The 23,018-nt window shown below is 56.4% G+C and carries 23 protein-coding genes; 11 read left to right on the top strand and 12 right to left on the bottom strand.

Features of this window, described 5'->3' with window-relative positions:
- Window positions 1–38: 38 nt before the first annotated feature.
- Window positions 39–614 (bottom strand): helix-turn-helix domain-containing protein, encoded by a 576-nt coding sequence (locus KK102_RS00875; RefSeq protein ID WP_126546433.1) that lies wholly within the window; start codon window positions 612–614, stop codon window positions 39–41.
- A 162-nt stretch (window positions 615–776) separates the two neighbouring features.
- Here KK102_RS00875 and KK102_RS00870 point away from each other — a divergent pair, with 162 nt between their 5' ends.
- Together KK102_RS00870 and KK102_RS00865 are read left to right on the top strand one after the other, a co-directional pair.
- Window positions 777–1,295, top strand: coding sequence for a GNAT family N-acetyltransferase (locus KK102_RS00870; RefSeq protein WP_010431503.1), 519 nt, complete (start codon window positions 777–779; stop codon window positions 1,293–1,295).
- Window positions 1,292–1,741, top strand: coding sequence for a DMT family transporter (locus tag KK102_RS00865; protein WP_126546434.1), 450 nt, complete (start codon window positions 1,292–1,294; stop codon window positions 1,739–1,741). Before KK102_RS00870 ends, KK102_RS00865 begins: the two co-directional genes overlap by 4 nt.
- Window positions 1,742–1,744: 3 nt before the next feature.
- Here the strand turns inward: KK102_RS00865 and KK102_RS00860 are convergent, their stop codons facing one another.
- Window positions 1,745–1,978: a YdcY family protein gene (locus KK102_RS00860; protein WP_010431507.1), complete on the bottom strand. Its 234-nt coding sequence runs from the start codon at window positions 1,976–1,978 to the stop codon at window positions 1,745–1,747.
- Between the two features lie 95 nt (window positions 1,979–2,073).
- Complete coding sequence (locus KK102_RS00855) at window positions 2,074–3,672, bottom strand: ABC transporter substrate-binding protein (RefSeq protein WP_126546435.1); 1,599 nt, start codon at window positions 3,670–3,672, stop codon at window positions 2,074–2,076.
- A gap of 280 nt (window positions 3,673–3,952) precedes the next feature.
- On the opposite strand from KK102_RS00855, the gene KK102_RS00850 reads away from it, so the two are divergent.
- The 3 genes from KK102_RS00850 to KK102_RS00840 are packed head-to-tail and all read left to right on the top strand — an operon-like array spanning window position 3,953 to window position 10,444.
- A complete protein-coding gene (locus tag KK102_RS00850; protein ID WP_216356707.1) occupies window positions 3,953–5,287 on the top strand; it encodes an SrfA family protein in 1,335 nt (444 codons plus the stop codon).
- A 4-nt stretch (window positions 5,288–5,291) separates the two neighbouring features.
- Window positions 5,292–8,273 (top strand): virulence factor SrfB, encoded by a 2,982-nt coding sequence (locus KK102_RS00845; protein WP_216356706.1) that lies wholly within the window; start codon window positions 5,292–5,294, stop codon window positions 8,271–8,273.
- Window positions 8,270–10,444 (top strand): virulence factor SrfC family protein, encoded by a 2,175-nt coding sequence (locus KK102_RS00840; protein WP_216356705.1) that lies wholly within the window; start codon window positions 8,270–8,272, stop codon window positions 10,442–10,444. The genes KK102_RS00845 and KK102_RS00840 overlap by 4 nt, the downstream gene beginning before the upstream one ends.
- Window positions 10,445–10,522: 78 nt before the next feature.
- Here KK102_RS00840 and KK102_RS00835 read toward each other — a convergent pair whose 3' ends face one another.
- Together KK102_RS00835 and KK102_RS00830 are read right to left on the bottom strand one after the other, a co-directional pair.
- Window positions 10,523–11,278, bottom strand: coding sequence for an alpha/beta fold hydrolase (locus KK102_RS00835; protein WP_126546439.1), 756 nt, complete (start codon window positions 11,276–11,278; stop codon window positions 10,523–10,525).
- 86 nt (window positions 11,279–11,364) lie between these two features.
- Complete coding sequence (locus tag KK102_RS00830; protein ID WP_003856960.1) at window positions 11,365–11,538, bottom strand: GhoT/OrtT family toxin; 174 nt, start codon at window positions 11,536–11,538, stop codon at window positions 11,365–11,367.
- Window positions 11,539–11,782: 244 nt separating this feature from the next.
- Here KK102_RS00830 and KK102_RS00825 point away from each other — a divergent pair, with 244 nt between their 5' ends.
- From KK102_RS00825 to KK102_RS00815, 3 genes are read left to right on the top strand one after another with little or no spacing between them, the layout of a single operon-like run.
- On the top strand, window positions 11,783–12,109 hold the full coding sequence (locus KK102_RS00825) for a TehB family protein (protein WP_108417515.1): 327 nt from the start codon (window positions 11,783–11,785) through the stop codon (window positions 12,107–12,109).
- A 27-nt stretch (window positions 12,110–12,136) separates the two neighbouring features.
- On the top strand, window positions 12,137–12,490 hold the full coding sequence (locus KK102_RS00820; protein WP_216356704.1) for a TehB family protein: 354 nt from the start codon (window positions 12,137–12,139) through the stop codon (window positions 12,488–12,490).
- A gap of 4 nt (window positions 12,491–12,494) precedes the next feature.
- Complete coding sequence (locus KK102_RS00815; protein WP_010431529.1) at window positions 12,495–12,677, top strand: DUF1869 domain-containing protein; 183 nt, start codon at window positions 12,495–12,497, stop codon at window positions 12,675–12,677.
- 38 nt (window positions 12,678–12,715) lie between these two features.
- Here the strand turns inward: KK102_RS00815 and patD are convergent, their stop codons facing one another.
- The 7 genes from patD to ymcF all read right to left on the bottom strand — a co-directional run bounded on the left by patD (window position 12,716) and on the right by ymcF (window position 20,036).
- Entirely contained in the window at window positions 12,716–14,140 is a 1,425-nt protein-coding gene (patD, locus tag KK102_RS00810) for an aminobutyraldehyde dehydrogenase (protein WP_216356703.1), read from the bottom strand.
- Window positions 14,141–14,164: 24 nt separating this feature from the next.
- Entirely contained in the window at window positions 14,165–14,971 is an 807-nt protein-coding gene (locus KK102_RS00805) for an ABC transporter permease (RefSeq protein WP_042716209.1), read from the bottom strand.
- A complete protein-coding gene (locus tag KK102_RS00800) occupies window positions 14,961–15,899 on the bottom strand; it encodes an ABC transporter permease (protein WP_420842086.1) in 939 nt (312 codons plus the stop codon). The genes KK102_RS00805 and KK102_RS00800 overlap by 11 nt, the downstream gene beginning before the upstream one ends.
- A 7-nt stretch (window positions 15,900–15,906) precedes the next feature.
- On the bottom strand, window positions 15,907–16,920 hold the full coding sequence (locus tag KK102_RS00795; RefSeq protein ID WP_216356701.1) for an ABC transporter ATP-binding protein: 1,014 nt from the start codon (window positions 16,918–16,920) through the stop codon (window positions 15,907–15,909).
- A 17-nt stretch (window positions 16,921–16,937) separates the two neighbouring features.
- Window positions 16,938–18,083, bottom strand: coding sequence for a putative ABC transporter substrate-binding protein YdcS (ydcS, locus tag KK102_RS00790; protein ID WP_126546445.1), 1,146 nt, complete (start codon window positions 18,081–18,083; stop codon window positions 16,938–16,940).
- A 272-nt stretch (window positions 18,084–18,355) separates the two neighbouring features.
- Entirely contained in the window at window positions 18,356–19,765 is a 1,410-nt protein-coding gene (locus KK102_RS00785; protein ID WP_120158244.1) for an aminotransferase-like domain-containing protein, read from the bottom strand.
- A gap of 82 nt (window positions 19,766–19,847) precedes the next feature.
- A complete protein-coding gene (ymcF, locus tag KK102_RS00780) occupies window positions 19,848–20,036 on the bottom strand; it encodes a cold shock small protein YmcF (protein WP_126546446.1) in 189 nt (62 codons plus the stop codon).
- A 393-nt stretch (window positions 20,037–20,429) separates the two neighbouring features.
- On the opposite strand from ymcF, the gene KK102_RS00775 reads away from it, so the two are divergent.
- From KK102_RS00775 to KK102_RS00765, 3 genes are read left to right on the top strand one after another with little or no spacing between them, the layout of a single operon-like run.
- A complete protein-coding gene (locus KK102_RS00775; protein ID WP_126546447.1) occupies window positions 20,430–21,830 on the top strand; it encodes a cytochrome ubiquinol oxidase subunit I in 1,401 nt (466 codons plus the stop codon).
- On the top strand, window positions 21,830–22,840 hold the full coding sequence (gene cydB, locus KK102_RS00770; RefSeq protein WP_216356700.1) for a cytochrome d ubiquinol oxidase subunit II: 1,011 nt from the start codon (window positions 21,830–21,832) through the stop codon (window positions 22,838–22,840). The genes KK102_RS00775 and cydB overlap by 1 nt, the downstream gene beginning before the upstream one ends.
- The gene (locus KK102_RS00765) at window positions 22,840–22,968 is read left to right on the top strand and encodes a DUF2474 domain-containing protein (RefSeq protein WP_126546449.1); all 129 of its coding nucleotides are present in this window, start codon (window positions 22,840–22,842) and stop codon (window positions 22,966–22,968) included. Before cydB ends, KK102_RS00765 begins: the two co-directional genes overlap by 1 nt.
- The last annotated feature ends 50 nt before the right edge of the window (window positions 22,969–23,018 follow it).

Genomic DNA, 23,018 nt, shown 5'->3' with positions numbered 1-23,018 from the left:
CTTGAGACTAGTCCCTTATCCGTCATGACGCTTTGACATTACGAGCCAGACTGATTGAGTCGGACAACCAGATAGATGCAGGCTTCGTCAGTTTCATTAATAAACCGACAGTCATTGGGCGGCCCCAGTTCGAGACAATCTCCGGCCTTCATTTCATGCCGGGTCTCCCCTTCCTGAAACACCAGCTCGCCAGACTGCAGCCAGATCAGCTGACGTGCCAGCGCGTAAGACGATGCGGGCATCGGCACATCGCTGCCGGGGGGAAGTTCCACCTGCACGAGATCGATAGGCAAATCGGTACGCGGCGACACATGGCGACGCACGTAATGCGTTTGCGGATCGCGCCAGACCGGTTGATTCGCCAGGCGCAGGAGTTTGCCTTCCTGCATTTCCGCCCGCGCGATTAGCGTGGACATGCTGATGCCAAAGGCACCGGATAACCGGGCGAGCAGCGTCGCCGTAGGGCTACTGTCCCCGCGCTCTATCTTATGGATCATCGCACGCGATACGCCTGCCCGGTCGGCCAGTTCGCTCAGGGACCAGCCTCGCGATTCGCGTTCGATACGAATACGCGCGCTAATTCGTTGATTCATATTGTCTGTCATAGTATTCATCACGTCATACTATAGTGTATGAACAGCATTTCAATGCATTTCAATGGCGGTTTTTATAACAAAAAAATAGGGTTTATACCGTAGCCGTAAGACCGCACTTTTGTGTACTATCGTGACATAAGCGTACCACTATAGTGAACAACTTCAGCCTGAGGGTTAACCATGATCGTTCGTCATGCCAGTAAAGAAGATTGCGCCGCCATCGGTGAAATATACAACCACGCAGTCCTGCACACGGCCGCTATCTGGAACGATAAAACGGTGGATACCGATAACCGAATCGCATGGTTTGAAGCGCGCACGCTGGTGGGTTATCCCGTGCTGGTTAGCGAAGACGATGGCGTGGTAACGGGGTACGCCTCCTTCGGCGACTGGCGGGCGTTCGACGGTTTTCGCCACACCGTTGAGCACTCCGTCTACGTACATCCGGACCACCAGGGTAAAGGCATCGGTCGGTTGCTGATGAAGGCGTTGATTATTGAAGCGCGAAAAATTGGTAAACACGTCATGGTGGCGGGGATCGAAGCGCAAAACCATACCTCCATTCATCTTCATGAGACGCTGGGGTTTGTCACCACCGGACAGATGCCGCAGGTGGGGACCAAGTTTGGCCGCTGGCTGGACTTAACCTTCATGCAGCTGCAGCTTGACGAGCGCAGCGAACCGGATGCACTCCCATGAATCAATCGCTCACGCTGGCGTTCCTCGTTGCCGCGGGTATCGGGCTGGTGGTGCAAAACACGCTGATGGTGCGCATCACTCAAAGCTCGTCCACCATTCTCATCGCCATGCTGCTGAACTCGCTGGTTGGCATTGTGCTGTTTATCGGCATTTTGTTGATCAAGCAGGGGTTCGCCGGCTTTCATGAACTGGCGTCATCGGTTCGCTGGTGGACGTTGATCCCGGGCCTGCTGGGCTCGTTTTTTGTTTTTGCCAGCATAAGCGGGTATCAGAATGTTGGAGCGGCAACGACCATTGCGGTGCTGGTGGCAAGCCAGCTGATTGGTGGGCTGGTGCTGGACGTGCTGAGAAGCCACGACATTCCGCTGCGCGCGCTGATCGGCCCGGTGTGCGGCGCGTTGATGCTGGTGGTAGGCGCCTGGCTGGTGGCCCGACGCCAGTTTTGATCGTTAAAGTATGGTGCCGCCTTTAGTTAGCTGTTCCTCACGCGCATCCATCTCTTCTTTGTGCTGCTTACCGTGGTGTGAAATCGCGGTGCGCAGGCGCTGCTGCTGGGTGTAGCGATCTTCGCGGCTCAGCTCTGCATCATCGCTGAGTTCAATCAGCAGTTCGTTCATGTGGGTAATCACGCTCTCTTTAATGGCGGCATCCACACGGGCTGTTACGTCGTTTAAATGTGACATTGTCACTCCTTGTTATTGCCGGGTGGCGGCTACGCCTTACCCGGCCTACTTTAGACCTGTAGGCCCGGTAAGCGCAGCGCCACCGGGCGACATTGTCAATTCAGCTTCGCTTTTGAGAAATCGCTGCCCATCAGGCTCACGCTGTAACCCGTCACGTTGCTCCGGGTCGCGTAGAAGGTTTTGCCGTTCGCGAGGGCAATCCACGGTGCCTGCTGATAGAAAATCTCCTGCGCCTGGCCGTAGAGTTTCGCGCGTTCAGCCGGGTTGCTCGTCAGCTTCGCTTTATTCACCAGAGCGTCATAACCCTTGTCGCACCAGCGTGCGGCGTTGGATCCGGTTTTGATGCTTTCACAGCCCAGCAGCACGTCGGCGAAGTTATCCGGGTCGCCGTTGTCGGACATCCAGCCAAACAGCGCGGAGTCGTGCTCGCCTTTACGCATGCCGGAGAGATACTCGCCCCACTCGTAAGAGACAATTTTCGCCTTCACGCCCACTTTCGCCCAGTCGGCCTGAATCATCTCAGCGATACGACGCGAGTTCGGGTTATACGGACGCTGAACCGGCATTGACCACAGGGTCACTTCTGCACCCTTCTCCAGTCCGGCCTGTTTCAGCAATGCTTTCGCTTTTTCAGGATCGTAGCTGTAATCCTTCAGATCTTTGTTGAAGCCCAGCATATTAGGCGGGATCGGCGATTTTGCCACCGTACCCGAACCCATAAACACCGCGTTCACGATCGCCTTTTTGTCGGTCGCATAGTTCAGCGCCTGGCGCACCAGCACGTTATCGAAGGGTTTTTTCTCGGTGTTGAATGCCAGATAGCCGACGTTAAGCGCGTCGATGGCATGCAGCGTCAGGTCTTTGTTTTTCTTGATGACGTCAAACTGTACCGGCGACGGCGCAGGGATAATCTGGCATTCGTTGGTCTGCAGTTTCGCCAGACGGGTTTCTACGTTTGGCGTGATAGAGAAGATCAGGTGTTTGGTCGGGACCGCACCGTCCCAGTAGTTCGGGTTTGCGACGTAGCGGATAAGCGAGTCCACCTTATACTGCTGAAGCACGTAAGGCCCGGTGCCGATTGGCCAGGTATCGACGTTCTCAGGCGTGCCCTTTTTCAGCATCGCATCGGCATATTCGGCGGACAGGATAGAGGCAAAATCCATCCCCCAGTCGGCCAGAAACGCGGCGTTCGGTTCGCTAAGCGTAAACTGGACGTGGTAATCATCGACCTTTTTCACGTCCTGAATCAGCTTATCCAGCCCCACGTCGTTGAAGTATTCGTAATTGCCCTGTGAGACGTTGTGATACGGGTGCTTAGGGTCTTTCTGACGCAAAACCGAGAAAATAACGTCATCCGCGTTAAAGTCACGGGTCGGCTTGAAGAATTTATTACTGTTAAACTTCACCCCTTTGCGCAGGGTGAACGTATAAGTTTTGCCGTCCGGCGAAATGGTCCAGGACTCCGCCAGCGACGGAACCGGGGTGTTTTTCACCGGGTCAAAATTGATCAGGCGGTTATACAGCACCTGAGAACTGGCGACAAAAGACGGCCCCGAACTGGCGATTTGCGGGTTAAACGACTCGGGTGAAGCCTCGGAGCAGTAAATAATGGTATCGTTGTTTGCCGCCCACGCGGCCCCTGCCGGTAAAAGCGTGCTCAAGGCGAGAGCAAGCAGTGTTTTCCCTGTAGACATGGTTATAACCCTTTCAGTTTTATTATTGTGAACGGTAATAACAGCACAGCTGTTTTGACCTGACAAATAACGAAACACTATCAGGTTATTCTAAAGCAGAGTTTATTGCTGCTTTTCCAGTCAAGAAAAAAGGCGATTTGCCTTAAGTGCCATTATTCGTCAAGCACAACCGTCGCGATCAATGCCGTAAGAAATCGGCCCTTTTGGCGTCTCCTCAGCCGTTTGTTTGCGTCCGGGTTTCGTTAAAGTAACGGTGTGAAGAAGTCTATGGGACCAAATCGTGGCAAAAACACTTTTACGCAGCGGTAATCTGGATGATTTTCAGGCCGTTGGCGGCGGCGGACAGGCCGTTTTTGAATCAGCATTGCAAATCCGTGAAGCGCTTCGGCTGCGCAAACAGCAGGCTATTGTTGACTGCCTGGCCATTCCTCAGGTGAACGACGGCGGCGACCGCGTTGACTGGTATTCCCCCGTTGACGGAACGGTATCCAGCTGGAAAGCCGCAGAGGAAGATGAACGTTACCGCGCCCTGCGCTACCTGGAGAACACCCTGGCGAGCGTGGAATCGCTGAGTAAAAAGTGTCTGCAGTCACCGAAAACCGCGCAACAGCTGTTTGGTTCCCTGCTGTCAAAAACCTTCCAGTTTCCCGGCGAAAACTTCCTCTATCTGGTCGATGGCAAACCGGTGATCTGCTTCTGGGGCTTCGTGAACCTTAACGAGAACGCCCGTGACGACGTGCTTGATTGCCTGAGGGAATCGCTGATCCCGGAACCTGCGCCCGTAGTCATTGACGATCCCGAGCCAGAGCCCGAGCCCACGCCGGTGATTACCTTTGAACAAGCCGATGAGCCGCTCGTGACGCCCGCGACCAGCGTGCGCATCACCGAGGACGCGCTGTACGAGCCAGAGCCGCCCCGCGTGATTACGCCGCCTGTAGTTGAAGAACCCATCCCCGAAATTGTGCCGAAAAAGCGCCGCGTCCCCCTGTGGTCGTTGCCCGTCGCGGCGGTGGTTGTTGCGGCAATAGCAACCCCACTACTCTGGCCAAAACAGGCCCCCTCTGCTGAACCTGTCGCCGCACCGGCAGCACCTGTAGCCATTGCGCCAAAACCGATTAAACCAGTGGAACAGCTTGCCATGAACCTGCCTCTGCACCAGGCCGAAGTGCTGGAGCCGAAGGTACAAGCGCCCGTCGCCAAACCAGAGCCAGTCGTGATTGCCGCGATCCCGAAAGATGCCTTGGTGATGGAGGCCAATCAGGTCAAGGCGGGCTCGACACGGTTCCTGAACGGGACCTGGCGCGCCCTCCTCGACGTGAAAGATCCGGTCACCGGCAAGCCGCCGTCACTGCGCTACCAAATACAGAATAATAAAGGCACCGCGCGCGTGGTTCACGGTGACAACATCGTTTGCCGCGTTGAGGTGTTCTCCGGGCTGCACAGCAACGGTGAGTTGCTGATTAAAACCCGCGGCAACGCCCGCTGCACCGACGGTTCACGCTATCCCATGCCAGAAGTCGCCTGCAAAGCAGGCACCAGCGATGTGGCGGAATGTAGCGCACGTTATGATGCCAACACCGTTGTTCCACTGACGTTCAAGAAAGCAGGTGCGTGATTCTATGCTGGTAACTCTTTGCGACTATAAACAGAGCGTCACGCTCATTGCTAACAGCGGCGTACAGTTCCTTGATTTTGGCCTGACCCCGCAGGACACCGCCAGCAATGGCCGTTTCGTGCGTAAAACGGCAAATGGCCCGCTGCTGCGTCTTGATTTCGACCTGGTGAACGGCCGTTACACGCTCCCGGCGAGCGGCGGCAGCCAGCCGGAGGTGGTGAAGCCGGAAAGTACCATCCCCCTGCATCAGTCTCTGACGGTACTGGACGGCGTCTGGCTTCCGCTGCCGTTCCTGCGCTTTAATCCCCCGCGCACCTTCGTTGATGGCCCGGACAACTGGGCTCGCGTGCAGGTACGTAAACTGGATACCCCGGACGCGGCAGGCAATACGCATCGCGTGACCCTCGCGCTCGACAGCCAGATTGCAGAACACGCCACTTCCGCGCTGTCGCCCGTCGAAAACGACATTCTGAACGGCACCCGTTTCGCCCTCGCCTGGCGCGATGAGGAAGTGGAGAATTTCCTCGATCAGACCTGGATTGACGGCTGGCTCCGCGAAGCCTTTACCCAGTTTGCGGACGGCGTTGAAAAGCGTTCTGAGCGCGAGCTGCACCAGGCAATGCGCAGCTTTGAATATCAGGCGCACTGGCTCAATCTCCTGTCGATGCTCGGCGAACAACTGAGTGTGCCTGAGGTGAAATTTGTCACCCACACGCTCAGCACCCCTGCTATCCCGGTCGATCTGATCCTCGACGTGGGGAACACCCACACCTGCGGCGTCATTATTGAAGATCATGGCGATGCGAACGATGGGCTGCGCCAGACCGCCGAGCTGCAGGTTCGCTCGCTAAGCGAGCCGCAGTTCCTGAATGAGCCGCTCTTCACCAGCCGCCTGGAGTTCTCCGAAGCGCGTTTCGGCAAGCAGCACTTCTCCGTGGAAAGCGGCCGTGAAGATGCCTTCGTCTGGCCGTCAATCGTGCGTGTGGGAGACGAAGCGCGCAAACTGGCGATGCAGCGCCTGGGTACCGAAGGCAACAGCGGTATCTCCAGCCCGCGTCGCTACCTGTGGGACGAAACCCCGGTGGTTCAGGACTGGCGCTTCAGCCAGATGAACAGCAAAACCCAGCGTGAACCGCTGGCGACCGCCTTCCCGCTGATGAACCTGATGAACGATGACGGTGAGCCGCTCTTCACGCTGCCTCAGGATGAACGCCTGCCGGTATTTTCCCCACAGTACAGCCGCAGCACGTTAATGACCCATATGCTCTGTGAGCTGCTGGCACAGGCGCTGGGGCAGATCAACAGCGTCGCCACGCGCCTGCGGCTGGGCTTCCCGGCGTCTCCGCGCCAGCTGCGCACGCTCATTCTTACCCTGCCCTCGGCCATGCCGAAACAGGAGCGTGAGATCTTCCGTCGCCGCATGTTTGAAGCCATTGCTATCGTCTGGAAAGCGATGGGCTGGCACCCGCAGGATGAAGATTTTGCCAGCCGCAAACAGCAGGAAAAAAGCGTGGTGCCGGTACCCGAAATTCAGATGGAGTGGGACGAAGCCAGCTGCGGCCAGCTGGTCTGGCTGTATAACGAAGCCATCTCCCATTTCGGCGGCCAGACGGAAGCGTTCTTCGCCTCCCTCGCCCGTCCAGATCGCGAGCCTGAACCGGGCGTTCAACCCGGGCGTTCACTGCGCGTGGCCTCTATAGATATTGGCGGCGGTACGACGGATATGGCGATTACGCACTATCAGTTAGACGACGGTTCCGGTAACAACGTCAAAATTACCCCGCAGCTGCTGTTCCGCGAAGGGTTTAAGGTCGCCGGAGACGACACGCTGCTGGACGTGATCCAGCGCTATGTGCTGCCTGCGCTGCAAACCCAGCTGCAGAAGTCCGGGATTGCGGACGCTTCCCTGCTGATGGCGTCGCTGTTTGGCGATTCCGGACGCATTGACACGCAGGCCGTGCTGCGCCAGCAAACGGCGCTTCAGCTGTTTATGCCGATTGGACATGCGATCCTCGCCGCGTGGGAATCCAGCGACATTGACGATCCGCTGGCCGGACTGCATGCCACCTTCGGCGATCTCCTTGCGCAAAAACCGACGCGCAACGTCCTGAACTATCTGCAGCAGGCGATCGACCATGCGCTGCCCGCAGGGTCAGAAGCGTTCGATCTCTTTGCCGTTCCGCTGCACGTTAATTTCCGCGAGATGCAGGATGCGATGCTGGCCGGACAGTTCACGCTGGCGTCTCCCCTTCATGCGGTGTGCGAGGCCATTTCCCATTACAGCTGCGATATTTTGCTGATCACGGGCCGTCCGGGCTGCCTGCCGGGTGTCCAGGCGCTCATTCGCCACCTGCAGCCGGTGCCGGTCAACCGCATCGTCTGGCTGGATAAGTATCAGGTGCATGAATGGTATCCATTCAGCCAGCAGGGGCGTATCGGTAATCCTAAATCTACTGCCGCCGTCGGCGCGATGCTGTGCAGCCTGGCACTGGATCTTCGCCTGCCGCGTTTTAACTTTAAGGCAGCCGACATTGGCGCATACTCGACGGTTCGTTACCTGGGCGTGCTGGATAACACCATCAATACCCTGCGCGAAGAGAACGTCTGGTACCAGGATATCGATCTCGATAAGCCGGGCGCGAAGCTGGATGCCCGTCTCCATTTCCCGCTACGCGGGAACGTCACGCTCGGCTTCCGTCAGCTTGCAAACGCCCGCTGGCCAGCGACGCCGCTGTATACCCTGAGCATTAACTCTGCTGAACTGGCAAAAGCCATTGCAGGCGACGGCGTGCTTAACGTTCGCCTGAAGCTGCGCGGCGGCAGCAAGCACGAAGGGCCGGAGTCCTTCGAGCTCAGCGACGCCTGGCTACAGGACGGCACGCCGGTTCCCCCGGACGCACTGACCTTTAAACTGAATACCCTGGCCGATCGCCGACACAGCGGCAGCCACTACTGGATTGACAGCGGGAGCGTATACCTGAAATGACTGCGACGACTGCCACCACTCAGGCCTTAATCGGGTGGATTAACGACACGCGCCTGCACGCTCCCATGCTGGATAACGATGCTGATGCCCTGCTGTCACGGGTCACGTCCGTCCAGGCGCGTGAGCAGGCCATTGACCGTGCCCTCCTGAGCCATAGCAGCATCGGTCTGTATGGCCATTCTCAGGCGGCGAAATCGCATTTACTCGCGTCATTGTGCGGCAGCGGCAATGGTCGGCTGAACGTGTCACCCGGCCAGCGCACGTTCGACTATTTTTCACATATCAATCCCGGCCATGCGGCAACGAATATGGCCATTCGCTTCACCCGCGAACAGCGGGATATTGCCGATGAGGCGTTTCCGCTGCGTCTGCGACTGGTGACCGAAGCCGAACTGGTCCAGCTGTTTATTGCTCGCACCACCCTGCACCCGCAGATCCGCCCGGTGGATAAATCCGTGATTGAAACGCGGCTGGAGAAGTGGCGCGCCTTGCGTCAACCTCAGGGCGTTCCGGGGATCACCGCGCAGGAGGTGGGTGCAATCGCCCGTTACTGGCAGAGCACCGTTCCCGGTGGGAAACAGCATATGGACGATGCCCTGTGGCACCAGTTCGCACTGCTGATCCCCTCGCTCGATCTCAGCACGCGCGCCAGCGTCTGGTCTCTGCTGTGGGGGGAACAACAGGAGTTAACCCAACAGTGGCTTAAGCTCGCCCACGTTCTGCATCAAACCAGCCACGCCACGCTGCTTGCGGCCCCCCTTAGCCTGCTGGTGGATAATTTTGGTCTGCCTGGTGAAGGTTTCCTGACTCACGGGGCGTTAACCGCGCCGGAGGCGCAGGAAGCACTGCTGCACCCGATCAGCGACGGTGACGTGCTAAATGCCATCAGCATTCCCGTTGATATCCTCGCCTTCCTTACCCGTGAGCTGGTGCTGCCGGTAGAAGGATGCGTCATTGATAACGTTGATATTATTGATATTCCTGCGCTGTCTGACGACGGAGCTTCGTTGATGATGCAGGCCAAATGCCTGTGGCTGCTGGAACATTATCGTCAGCAGCTACAGCCCGATGTACTGGTCATCTGTAACGCCACTGCGGATCATCAGCAGACGTCCAAAACCGCGCGAACCCTTCAGAACTGGGTCAAAGAGACGCAGACAGCGGAAGAATCCGCTCTCCCGGGTCTCGTGTGGGCAATTACGCCGCACGACGCGCGTTTTACGACGAAACAGAACCTGGATGAAACCGTCCAGCAGCTGCTCGGCCAGCCGGGAGTGCGCTGGGGTACGCTGCAGGCGCTGGACAGCCACAGCATGCAGCGCATGATTGAGTGGCTTTCTCAGGCCACGCTGCCGTCTCAGCGTCACAAGCGGCTCCATAAGCTAAAAACGCTTTTACAGCAGGATCTGGCGGCGCTCATGCACCCTTATCTTGCGCCCGTCACTCAGAATGCCGGGGGAAGACGTTCACAGGCCGAAAACATGGTGCGAATGCTGCAAAGCAGCGCCGCACGCCACGGTGAACTGCTTGAAGGACTCTTACCACCGCTCAAAGCCTTTGAAACGCTGCTGGCAGTCCAGCAGCCGCGCGAGGAGCAGGTCAACGGGTTGTTCACCGACGTTATTGACCTGTTCGCTGAAAATACGCAGGAAAGCACCGCCACCGTTCAGACCAAAGATAAAGCACGCCTCGCGCACAAGGTGTGGATTAACCATCTGCGTCAATGGAGCCGCAACGATGCCGCCGCCGCCCGGTTAGGTCTTGAACCGGCGGTTTTACAGCAGGTTGCCGATGTGCTCGTCGTCGCCAGCTACCGTCTGGATTTACCTCAGCGGCTGCAGCGGATCGTTGAGACGGATAAAAGCAGCGCTGCGCAACTGCATGCGTTGATGGGCAATTTCATTGGATGGCTGGGTTACGACAGCATGCCGGTTTCTGAGCGTCCTGCAAGCCGCATCCGTAAGGGACAGGCAATCTTTGTTACGCCCGTCGTGAGCAGTGCCACCCCGCGTCTGGCGCGTCTGGGCGAGCAACCCGTCCATGCCGCAACGGCATATGTGTACGACTGGCTGGTCGCGCTCTATAGCCGCGCGATAGAGAACATTGATTACCAGCATCCGCATGATGTCCAGCCTGGCGCGCGTCAGGCCTTACAGGCATTACTGCGCTGAATGTAGTCGCCTTTCTTGCCGGGTGGCGCTGCGCTTACCCGGCCTACATTCTTCTCCGTAGTAGGCCCGTGCAAGTCATCACTCCGTCATACAACCGGCTAGCGTCTGCGCCAGTGCGGACGGGTTCTCCCAGGACATAGAATGTCCCGCAGCAGGGATGATTTTCACCTCAACGCCTTTCTGTAAAAGCGCATTAAAATCATCATCAGGCAGAGACAGCTCGCCGAAAATCAACGTAACCGGACAGGCAAGCGACAGGAATTGTGTTGCCCAGTCAGGTTTAACACCGTGCACGAGGCTCGACGCGCCCCGCCAGACGGCATAAGGGGCATTACTTTTCAGGCAACCCGCCCATGCCGTCGTTTCCGCGCTCAGCATGGCGTCATAACCCTGCGTCAGAAACTGTTGCTCGGTTTGTGCGGCAATTGACCGGCTGAACATTCCCCCACCCGCATGAAAATTGGGTTCTGAAACCATCAGTCCCTTCACGCGCGTTTCCAGCAGCCCCGCCGCTTCGATAGCAATGCTGCCGCCCATGCTGTGGCCGTATAACCAGAAGGCATCCAGTTTCAGGTGATCAATCAGTTCCGCCACAACGTGCGCCTGGTCGGTAGTTTTATAGCTGTAGTGCTCAGGCTTATCGCTGTAGCCGCTGCCGGGCAAATCGATGAGAATCGCTCTGCGCGCGCCAAACCGCGGGTCATGAACGACACGGGGATATTCATAGGAAGAGGCGCAGCCCAGCCCGTGAATGAACACCACGGGATCGCCGGTGCCGGGCAAGTCATGCCAGCGCACGGTGCAACCGGCCTGCTGCGAGTAAAAACTGTTCATAAGCACTCCTTTTACGATTCACTGTGTATTTATACAGTTACCGTATCCTGAATGCCATATTCATCGTTTAAAAATGGAAGCGTGCTTCAGAAAAGCGAGATCAGCAGCGCAACGGGAAAGCTCATTGGCCACGTCGAGCCCACCAGAAAAGCACTGAGCAGGCGGATACGTTTGCGGTCTTTGGAGAGGAACCAGGTAATTAATGCGCAGATAGAAGCCATGATTGCGTAAAAAACCAACATCTTTTGATACAACGTCATTCTGTATACCAGAGCCGAAAAAATAACCGCACGCAATATGCGTCATATGTTGATACAGATCAAGTTTTTTCGTTACAGAATAACCACTTAAAATTTATGGATAATAACAATTGAGTATCTTGCGTAACAAACAGGGAGAGCAGGCAATACTCCTTATCTATAACAAGTATATTAAATGCACTTTTTGACAAATTCTTTATTTTTGAAAGGCGTCTAATAAAGGCAGACATTCATGGGAGGCCAAATGCTACGCATTCCGCAGAGTTGTATTCATACCCGTTCCACCCCTTTCTGGAATCGAGACACCGCCCCTGCCGGGATCTTTCAGCGTCATCTCGACACGGGTACCCGTCCGGGCGTTTATCCGCGCCTTTCCGTTATGCAAGGCGCCGTACGCTACTTAGGCTACGCCGATGAACTGACGCCCGAGCCAGACAGTACATTGATTATCAAGGCCGGGCACTTCGGTGTTTTTCCGCCGGAGAAATGGCATCACATCGAAGTCATGTCCGATGACACGCTGTTCAACATCGACTTTTTCGTCGAACCCGAGGTACTGAGGTCGCTTTAAGTGGCTTTCACTTAAGAGGAAATCACTATGCTACGTATTCCTGAGAATTTTGTGCATACCCGCTCCACGCCATTCTGGGATAAAGACTCAGCACCAAAAGCCCTTTTCAATCATCATAATACTAAAGCCAGCGTCTACGGCCGTTTGTCCGTGATGCAGGGCGCGGTGCGCTATTTTGGCTTCCCCGATGCAGATGCAACAGAACCGGATGTGGAACAGGTGATCGAGGCGGGATCGTTTGGCATCTCACCGCCGGAAAAATGGCATCGCATTGAGTTGTTGACCGACGATACCTATTTCAATATCGACTTTTTTGCCGATCCTGACGTTACGCTTCAGGGCGCAGGTATCGGGAAAGTTGTTAATACACATAAGGAGTAATGTCGTGAGTAAAGCAACGTACACCGTGACCGTGACCAACAACAGCAACGGCGTCTCGGTGGATTATGAAACTGACGCACCAATGGAGTTGCTCATCCCCGACGTCGCCGCAGACGTGGTGAAAGATTTGGTGAATACCGTCCGCGCTTACGATACGGAAAATGAGCACGAGGTATGTGGCTGGTAAATAAAACGCCCGGCGATACTGGCCGCCGGGCATGGTTTTTAGTGTTTTATCATCACATGCCGGACAACCGTATAATCCTCAAGCCCGTAGACCGACATATCTTTGCCGTAGCCGGATAATTTCATGCCGCCGTGCGGCATTTCGCTCACCAGCATAAAATGGGTATTCACCCAGGTGCAGCCGTACTGCAGGCGCGCACTCAGGCGATGGGCACGGCCCACGTCTTTGGTCCAGACCGACGACGCCAGGCCATATTGCGAATCGTTGGCCCAGCCAAGTACCTGCGCTTCGTCGTCAAATTGCGTCACGCTGACCACCGGACCAAACACCTCGCGTTGAACAATTGCATCTTCTTGCTTCGCCCCGGCCAGCAGGGTTGGCTGGAAGTAGTATCCCGCCCCCTCGCGTTTACTCCCGCCGGTCACCACGCGGATATGGCTCAGCGCTTTTGCCTCGTCAACCGCGTTGCACACGCGTGACAGGTGTGCGGCAGAACTGAGTGGGCCAAGTTCTGTCGACTCGTCCTCCGGCGCCCCCATTTTTAGGCTGGCAACGGCGGCCCCCAGCTTCTCTACCAGCGCGGCGTAAATGCCCTTCTGGGCATAGATACGGCAGGCGGCGGTGCAGTCTTGTCCGGCGTTGTAAAAACCGAACGTGCGCACGCCTTCCACCACGGCATCCAGATCGGCATCGTCAAAAACAATCACCGGCGCTTTGCCGCCCAGCTCCATATGCGTGCGCTTAATTGAAGGAGCCGTGTGGCTGATAATGTGCTCGCCCGTGGCAATCGACCCGGTGAGTGAGACCATGCGGACTTTTTCATGCCCGGTGAGCGGGTCGCCGACGGTTTTACCGCGGCCAAAGAGAACGTTAAGTACGCCTGCCGGGAAGATGTCTCTGGCAAGCTCGGCCAGCTTTAAGGCCGTCAACGGGGTGATTTCAGAAGGTTTTATTACCACGCAGTTGCCTGCCGCCAGCGCGGGGGCCAGCTTCCAGGCAGCCATCATCAGCGGGTAGTTCCACGGCGCAATGGACGCGACGACGCCGACCGGATCGCGGCGGATCATCGACGTATGCCCTTCAAGGTACTCTCCGGCGGCCAGTCCATTCAGGCAGCGCGCCGCGCCCGCAAAGAAGCGAAACACGTCGACCACCGCCGGGATTTCGTCCCCCAGCGCGCAGTGCAGAGGCTTTCCGCAGTTAAGGGATTCGAGCCGGGCGAACTCTTCAGCATGCGCTTCAATGGCATCAGCCAGCTTCAGCAAACACTCGGCGCGGGTTTTAGGCGTCGTTTGCCCCCACTCCCCGAACGCGCGATCCGCAGCCTGAACGGCCGCATCGACCTGCGCCGCTGACGCTTCAGCAATGTCCAGCAGCACGTCGCCGGTGGCAGGGTTATAGATCGGCTGCGTTTCCCCTTCACCGGACACCAGTTCACCATTAATCAGCAGTAGTTTTTGCATAGCGTTGTCCTGTTGAAATCAATGTTATTTCCCGCTTTCGGCACCGTTTTCGCCGTCACGGGTTAGCCACCAGGCTCCCAGAATGGGGATGGTTGTGACCAGCATCACCAGCAGTGCAACAACGTTGGTGACCGGTACGTCCCGCGGACGACCGAGCTGGTTGAGCAACCACAGCGGTAACGTGCGCTCGTGTCCCGCCGTAAATGTCGTTACGATAATTTCGTCAAACGACAGCGCAAACGCCAGCATCCCTCCGGCCAGCAGCGCCGAGCCAAGGTTAGGCAGCACCACATAGCGAAAGGTTTGCCAGCCGTCTGCGCCTAAATCCATCGACGCTTCCACCAGGCTCCAGGACGTGCGCCGGAACCGGGCAATCACGTTGTTGAAAACCACTACCACGCAGAAGGTGGCGTGTCCTACAACGATGGTGAAAAATCCCGGCTCGAGGTTGATGGTTTTAAATGCCGTCAGCAGCGCCAGGCCGGTGATAATCCCCGGCAGGGCAATCGGCAACAGCAGCAGCAGAGAGATCGCATTTTTACCAAAGAACTCGCTGCGCCACAGTGCCGCTGCAGCAAGCGTGCCAAGCACGAGTGCAATGCCGGTTGATAAGCTGGCGATTTTAAGTGACAACGTCACTGATTCAAGAATATCTCCACGCCCTGCCGCCACGCTGAACCACTTGAGCGTTAGCCCCTGCGGCGGGAAGCTGAATGCCGCGTCCTCGGTATTGAACGCATAGATCGCGATAATCAGCAGCGGGAAGTGGAGGAAGATGACCCCGCCCCACGCGGCCACTTTCAGGAACAACGGTGCGCGATCAGAGTGCATCGAATGCTCCCAGGCGTTTCACGAACGCCAGATAAAGCGAGATCAGCACAATCGGAACCAGCGTGAATGCGGCAGCCATGGGCATATTCCCAATGGCCCCCTGCTGGGCGTAGACCATGTTTCCGATGTAATATCCCGGCGGCCCCACCAGCTGCGGCACGATAAAATCCCCGAGCGTCAGCGAGAAGGTAAATATTGATCCTGCCGCAATCCCCGGAATAGCCAGCGGCAGAACCACGTAGCGGAAGGTTTGGCGCGGACGCGCGCCCAGATCGGCAGACGCCTGTAGCAGAGAAGCGGGTAGCCTCTCCAGCGCCGCCTGCACGGGTAGGATCATAAACGGCAGCCAGATATAGACGAAGACAAGAAAGCGCCCCAGCCCTGACGTCGACAACGTGTTTCCGCCAATCGCCGGAAGCGTAAGCAGAGAAATCAGGAGCGGCTCAAGCCCCAAATGGCTGAGAAACCACTGTGCCACCCCATCTTTCGCCAGCAGCAGCGTCCAGGCGTACGCCTTAACGATGTAACTCGCCCACATGGGTAGCATCACCGCGATGTAGAAAAAGGCTTTCCACTTACCGCGGGTATAACGCGCCATATACCACGCCATTGGAAACGCGAGGATCGCGCTGGCGACGGTGACCGCAAGAGCCATCACCAGCGTGCGCAAGATGATGTCGTAGTTCGCCGGGTTGAAAAGTGCCTGAATGTTCGCAAAGGTGAGATCGGGCGTCACCGACATGGTGAAGTCGTCGAAGGTATAGAAACCCTGCCACAGCAGCGTCAGAAGCGAGCCCAAATAGACGATGCCAAACCACATCAGCGGCGCGAGAAGGAGCAAGAACAGGCCGAGCGACGGTTTACGCCAGAACAAGGCGGTTATATGGCTTAATCTACCGCGCGGCGCGGGCGTGGGTGAAACGCTCATGTCCATTTCACCTCTCCTCATGAAGCAACACCATGGCCTCTCGTGACCACGAGGCCAGCACCTGCTGCCCTGGCGCAACCCCCGCCGGGAGCGCGCCTCCGGTAAGATTCGCCTGGCTGACCAGCAGTTTCGCACCGTCTGCCAGACGCAGTTCAAAACGCGTGGCCGCACCCTGATACTGTACCGCCTGTACCACGCCCTGCACCTGAACGTCACCGCCCTCATTGAGACGAATATGTTCCGGGCGCAGCGAATACATCCCCTCCATTCCACAGACCTGACGGGCCAGCGCGGTATCAAAAACGTTAGAGGTGCCAACAAAGCTGGCGACAAACGGCGTGCGAGGACGCATGTACAGTTCGCGCGGGGTATCAACCTGCTCGATACGCCCGTTGTTGAAGACGGCCACCCGATCCGACATAGACAGGGCTTCTCCCTGGTCGTGGGTGACGAAAATAAAGGTAATGCCAAGCTCCTGCTGAAGCTTTTTCAGCTCAAACTGCATTTGCTCGCGCAGTTTCAGATCGAGGGCGCCTAGCGGTTCATCCAGCAGCAGCACGCGGGGTTCGTTCACCAGCGCGCGGGCAATCGCCACGCGCTGACGCTGGCCGCCGGAGAGCTGTGAAGGCTTACGCGCGACGGCAAAGCTCAGGCCGACCTTCTCCAGCGCCTGACCGGCCAGCGCGTAACGTTTTTTCTTGTCGATACCTTTAACCATCAGCCCGTACGCTACGTTGTCGAGGATCGACATGTGCGGAAACAGCGCGTAGTCCTGAAATACGGTGTTGACGTCGCGCTCCCAGGGAGGCAATTCGCTGGCTTCTTTACCGAAGATTTTTATCGCGCCGCCGCTCAGCTGTTCAAAACCGGCAATCAGGCGCAGGCAGGTCGTTTTGCCGGAGCCCGAAGGCCCCAGCATGGAGAAAAACTCCCCGTCACGAATGCCAATAGTCACCCCATCCACCGCTCGTACGTCGCCGTACAGACGGGAAACTTCATTAAACTCTACTGCGTACGTCATGTTCTGCTCCCGGACGTTCAACGACCGCCCATGATGGCAATGTAATCCTGCGTCCAGCGGCTGTAAGGGACATATTTCCCCCCTTCCGCGATCGGCGTTTTCCAGAACATGATTTTTTCGAACTCGTTATAACCGTTTGTTTCGCAGCCTTTATCACCGAGCAGCGTGCTGGCTTTACAGCCTTCCGCGACCACCGGCAGCGAGCCAAACCAGGCCGCCAGATCGCCCTGCACTTTTGGCGTCAGCGACCAGTTCATCCATTTGTAGGCGCACATTGGGTGTTTTGCCTGCGCGTGCAGCATGGTGGTGTCCGCCCAGCCGGTCACCCCTTCTTTCGGGAAGACGGTGGCAACGGGCTGGTTCTCTGCCTTCAGGGCATTCGCCTGATATGGCCAGGCGCTGGAGGCCACCACGCCTTCATTTTTAAAGTCGCTCATCTGAACGGTGGTGTCATGCCAGTAGCGGTGGATAAGCGCGTGCTGATCGCGCAGCACCTTGAGCACGGCGGCGTACTGCTCTTCGGTGAGCTGGTACGGGTCTTTAATACCCAGCAGCGGTTGAGTGGCTTTGACGAACAGCGCGGCATCGGCGATATAAATCGGGCCGTCGTACGCCTGCACGCGTCCCTGGTTGGTTTTACCGTCAGGCAAATTCTGTTTAGTGAATACCACGCTCCAGCTGTCCGGCGGCGTCGGGAAGGTTTTGGTGTTGTACATCAGCAGGTTTGGCCCCCACTGATACGGCGTGCCGTAGACTTTGCCGTCGACGTTAAACCATTCCCCTTTCACAATCCGTGCGTCGAGGGTTTTCCAGTTGGGGATCAAATCAGGGTTAATCGGCTGAACGCGTTTCCCCATGATCAGGCGCAGCGAAGCGTCGCCGGAGGCCGTGACCAGGTCATATCCCCCTTTCGCCATCAGGCTGACCATCTCGTCGGATGTGGCCGCCGTTTTGACGTTGACGGTACACCCGGTCTCTTTTTCAAACTGGGTCACCCAGTCATAATTTTTATCCGTCTGACCGCGTTCGATGTATCCCGGCCAGGCAATAATATCCAGTCGACCTTCCCCGTTACCGATGGCCTTGGGCGGTTCGGCGGCTTGCGCGGTCATGATTGTCATGCCAAGCGCATACAGGCTGCTGCGGGCAAAATTTTTGCTCATTAGATTTACTCCAGTCGCAATGAAATTTAGCGGCAGCCTTGCCGTAAAAATATCTCCTTAATTAAACGTAGACCGCGCAAATGCGCCGCACCTTTCAGCTAAAGGAAATTTCATCAAGGTGTGACCGAGGGCGCATTCCCCGTTAACTGGATTATAGACAAGGAGTTAGCAGAGGAAGTGAGTATGCAGATTTCCTATGATGCGGCGCTGAGGGATATTCGCAGCGCCGTCATAAAGATAAGGAAGGATTATTTAAAAGCCGACTACGCGATTTATTCCAGCATCTCGCTAATTAATTTTCCCAACTGAATAACAGCCTGTTCTTCCCGTTCTCCCCACGCCCAGGAGGTATTAAACCGGAAAAACGGCGTCCAGCTGTCTGACGTTGAAAACATCTTTCCTGGCGCAATGCTGATGTGGTGGACTAACGCTTTCTCGCTCAGCAGCCCGGCATCCAGCTGCGCCGGTAGCTCCAGCCATAAAAAATAGCCGCTGTCGTTGTGATGGATTTTGACGCCAGCGGGCATATGGCGCAAAAGCGACTGCCACCCCTGCTGTTTGCGCTCGGCAAGCGTGCGGCGCAGGCGGCGAAGATGGGCGTCATACCGTTTGGTCGCCAGATAATCCACCAGCGCCAGCTGCATGGGTGAGCTGGTTGATAAGGTGCTCATGAGCTGCAGCTGCTGAATGCGGCGCGCATGTTTTCCCGCCGCCACCCATCCGATGCGAAAACCGGCCACCAGACATTTTGAAAATGAGGAGCAGTGCAGCGTCATATCCTGCCTGTCCCAGGCCTTGGCTGGAAGCGGTTTTTCACGGCCAAAATAGAGTTCGCTGTAGACATCGTCCTCAATCAGGGTGACGTTATGCTTCGTTAGCAGCGCCACCAGCTGCGCCTTTTTCTCCGCACTCAGCGTGAAGCCAAGCGGGTTTTGACTGTTGGTCATTAGCCAGCAGGCTTTTACCGGATAATCATTCAGGGCCTGTTCAAGGGCATTCAGGTCGATCCCCTCGCGCACGTCGGTCGCTATCGACAGGGCCTTCAGCTTCAGGCGCTCAAGCGCCTGGAGAGCACCATAAAAACAGGGGTTTTCAACGATCACCCAGTCACCGGGTTCGGTGACGGCCTGCAGGCTAAGATTCAGCGCCTCAAGCGCGCCTGCGGTAATGACGATCTCTTCAGGCGAGATGTTCATCCCCTGCTGCGCGTAGCGGCGGGCAATGGCGTGGCGGAGATCGACGTTACCCGGCGGCAGGTTTTCAATCACGCTCATAGCGGTGGCGGTTTTACTGACGTTCGCCAGCGAGCGGTTAAGCTGCTGAAGCGGAAAGAGGCGCGGATCGGGAAATGCGGAAGCAAACGGCACGACGGAGGGATCGCGGCTGGCCTGCAGCACGTCGAAGATATAGGTATTGATGTCGACCACTTCATCGCGCATCACCTGAGCCGGAGGAGCAGGCTGTTGCGCAGTCGGGCGCGAGGCAACGTAATAGCCCGATTGCGGTCTGGCGACAATGCGCCCCTGGCTTTCCAGCATCTGATACGCGTGGCCAACGGTCATAAAACTCATGCCGCTGCTCGCCACCTGCTCTCGCAGCGAAGGCAGCTTATCGCCCGGCAGCCATACGCCAAGCTCAATCTGCGAGATAATTTGTTGCGCCAGACGCTGGTATTTTTTCATCAGATTCTCCTTATTGCCGACAGTGTATATCAGCAGGAGAAAAAGAGAAGATTTTGCTAACTGTTATGAAAAGCGTTGTTAATTACTTGCGGTACTCAGTGATATGGCTCTGGGCGGAACGTGCTGCAGCCAGATGGTCGAGGGTAATCATCGACGATTTGCAAAAAATGCATTTCGCGCCGTGAGGATTTTTCTCAGACACATCAAAAACTGAAGTACGGTACTGCGAGCCATGACAGCATGGGCAGCGAAAATGGATATAAGAAGTCATAGGATTCTCCTGTAAACGTAAAAACGTAAATTACTCATGAGCCGATCAGGCAATGATGGTTTTAAACAAAACTAATCGGAATGTAGATAAAGACCCAAGAGAGGCTGCGGAGAGGCACAACGTGATGAGAACTGCTTTATAAAACTACGTCAGATATTTATTTGGACTCAAAACCAGAAGACCATTAACGCACGACGCAGACGACAAGGCAAGCGGTTTAATGCGTAAAATTCATAAAAAGAATTTTCTTATTCTTAGACTCTGACCTATATCAGATGGCTTAATTGACAACAGTTAGCAAACTGTTATGCATAAATTTTGCTTTTCTGCGTCTGATAGTCGACTTTGCCCGCCTATACCATAACAGCACACCGTTTGACATTGAGGCTGTGCATGTTTGGTTTAGATGCTTTTCACCTTGCGCGGATACAGTTTGCCTTTACCGTATCCTTTCACATTATTTTCCCGGCAATCACCATCGGCCTGGCAAGCTATCTTGCTGTACTCGAAGGGCTGTGGCTCAAAACAAAAAATCCGGTCTGGCGCTCGCTGTACCATTTCTGGTCGAAGATTTTTGCCGTTAACTTTGGCATGGGCGTGGTCTCCGGGCTGGTGATGGCCTACCAGTTTGGCACTAACTGGAGTGGATTTTCACAGTTTGCAGGCAGCATCACCGGCCCACTACTGACCTATGAAGTGCTCACCGCCTTCTTCCTTGAGGCCGGGTTCCTTGGCGTGATGCTGTTCGGCTGGAACAAAGTCGGGCCGGGACTGCACTTCTTTGCGACCTGTATGGTGGCGCTGGGCACCATTATCTCCACCTTCTGGATCCTCTCTTCAAACAGCTGGATGCAAACCCCGCAGGGCTATGAGATCGTCAACGGCCAGGTCGTGCCGGTGGACTGGTTCGCCGTGGTGTTTAACCCCTCCTTCCCGTACCGCCTGCTGCATATGTCGATAGCCGCCTTCCTCAGTAGCGCGCTGTTTGTGGGAGCTTCTGCCGCCTGGCACCTGCTGCGCGGTAACAGGACGCCTGCCATTCGCGCTATGTTCTCCATGGCATTATGGATGACCCTGATTGTGGCCCCCATTCAGGCGATGGTGGGTGATATGCACGGGCTGAACACCTTGAAGTACCAGCCCGCCAAAATTGCCGCCATTGAAGGCCACTGGGAAAACCCGCCGGGTGAACCGACGCCGCTGCTGCTGTTCGGCTGGCCGGACATGGAGCAGGAGCGCACCCGCTTTGGGCTGGAGATCCCGGCGCTGGGTAGCCTCATACTGACCCACAGTCTGGAAAAACAGGTTCCCGCGCTCAAGGAGTTTCCGAAAGAAGACCGGCCTAACGCCACCATCGTCTTCTGGTCGTTCCGCATTATGGCAGGCCTGGGCATGTTGATGTTGCTGCTGGGGGTTGCTGCGGTCTGGCTGCGCTACAAAAAACGGCTGTATACCTCTCGTCCCTTCCTGTGGTTTGCCCTGCTGATGGGCCCCTCCGGACTGATTGCCATCCTTGCCGGATGGGTTACGACGGAAGTGGGCCGCCAGCCGTGGGTGGTCTACGGACTGCAGCGCACGAAAGATGCGGTTTCCGCACACGGCGATCTGCATATGAGCGTCAGCCTGCTGGCCTTCTTCGTGGTTTACACCTCGGTGTTTGGCGTCGGTTACAGCTATATGGTACGCCTGATCAAAAAAGGCCCTCAGCCTCATGAGTCATTTGCGACAGAATCTGATGGTCGCCCTGCCCGCCCTCTGTCTGCCGTTACCACTGAACGTAAGGAGAAACCATAATGGGAATCGATCTCTCCCTTATCTGGTTTGTGATCATCGTATTCGCCACGCTGATGTACATCGTGATGGATGGATTTGATCTGGGAATTGGCATCCTGTTCCCCGCGACGCAGGACGGCGACGATCGCGATGTGATGGTCAACAGCGTTGCGCCGGTGTGGGACGGGAACGAAACCTGGCTGGTGCTTGGCGGCGCGGCCCTGTTTGGTGCCTTCCCGCTGGCATACGCGGTCATCATCGACGCGCTGACCATTCCGCTGACATTAATGCTGATCGGACTTATTTTCCGGGGCGTGGCGTTTGAGTTTCGCTTCAAAGCCACACCGGCACACCGTCCGTTCTGGGATAAAGCCTTTATTGGCGGCTCGATACTGGCGACGTTCACCCAGGGCGTGACGGTCGGCGCTGTGATTAACGGTTTCTCCGTTACCGGACGCGCGTACAGCGGCGGGCCCTTTGACTGGTTCACTGCCTTTAACCTGTTCTGTGGCGCAGGTCTGGTTATAGCCTATGCCCTGTTAGGCTCAACATGGCTGGTGATGAAAAGCGAAAATGCCCTGCAGCAGCGGATGCGTGAGGTTTCAAAAACGTTGTTAATCATCCTGCTGGCATTCATTGCGGCAATCAGTATCTGGACGCCTTTGGCGCAGCCGGCTATCGCCGCGCGCTGGTTTACGCTGCCGAATCTGTTTTATCTGCTGCCTGTCCCGGCGCTGGTGGCGTTCCTGAGCCTGTGGCAGTGGCGAAGCCTGAAGGATCCTGATAGCCATAATCTGCCGTTTGTGCTGACGCTGGGGTTGATTTTCCTCGGATTCAGCGGTCTTGGGATCAGCATCTGGCCGCACATCATCCCGCCGTCTATTACCTTATGGCAGGCCGCTGCACCACCGCAGAGTCAGGGCTTTATGTTAGTGGGCGCACTGTTGATCATTCCCATCATTCTGGTCTACACCTTCTGGAGCTACTACGTATTTCGCGGAAAAGTACAGCATGGGGAGGGTTATCATTGATGCAACAACCTGTCTGGAAACGACTGTTGTGGCTGGCCATCATCTGGGGCGGTAGCGTCCTGGCGCTGACCGCCGTAAGTATGTTCTTCCGCATGCTGATGGCGGCGGCGGGATTTAAATCTCACTAACACCTTGTGCCGGGCACCGCGCTGTTGCCCGGCCTCTTCTCGCACTTTCA

The sequence above is a fragment of the Enterobacter quasimori genome (assembly GCF_018597345.1).
Lineage (GTDB): Bacteria > Pseudomonadota > Gammaproteobacteria > Enterobacterales > Enterobacteriaceae > Enterobacter > Enterobacter mori.
The sequence above is the reverse complement of the archived record's forward strand: the minus strand, read 5'-3'. Positions and strand labels throughout refer to the sequence as shown.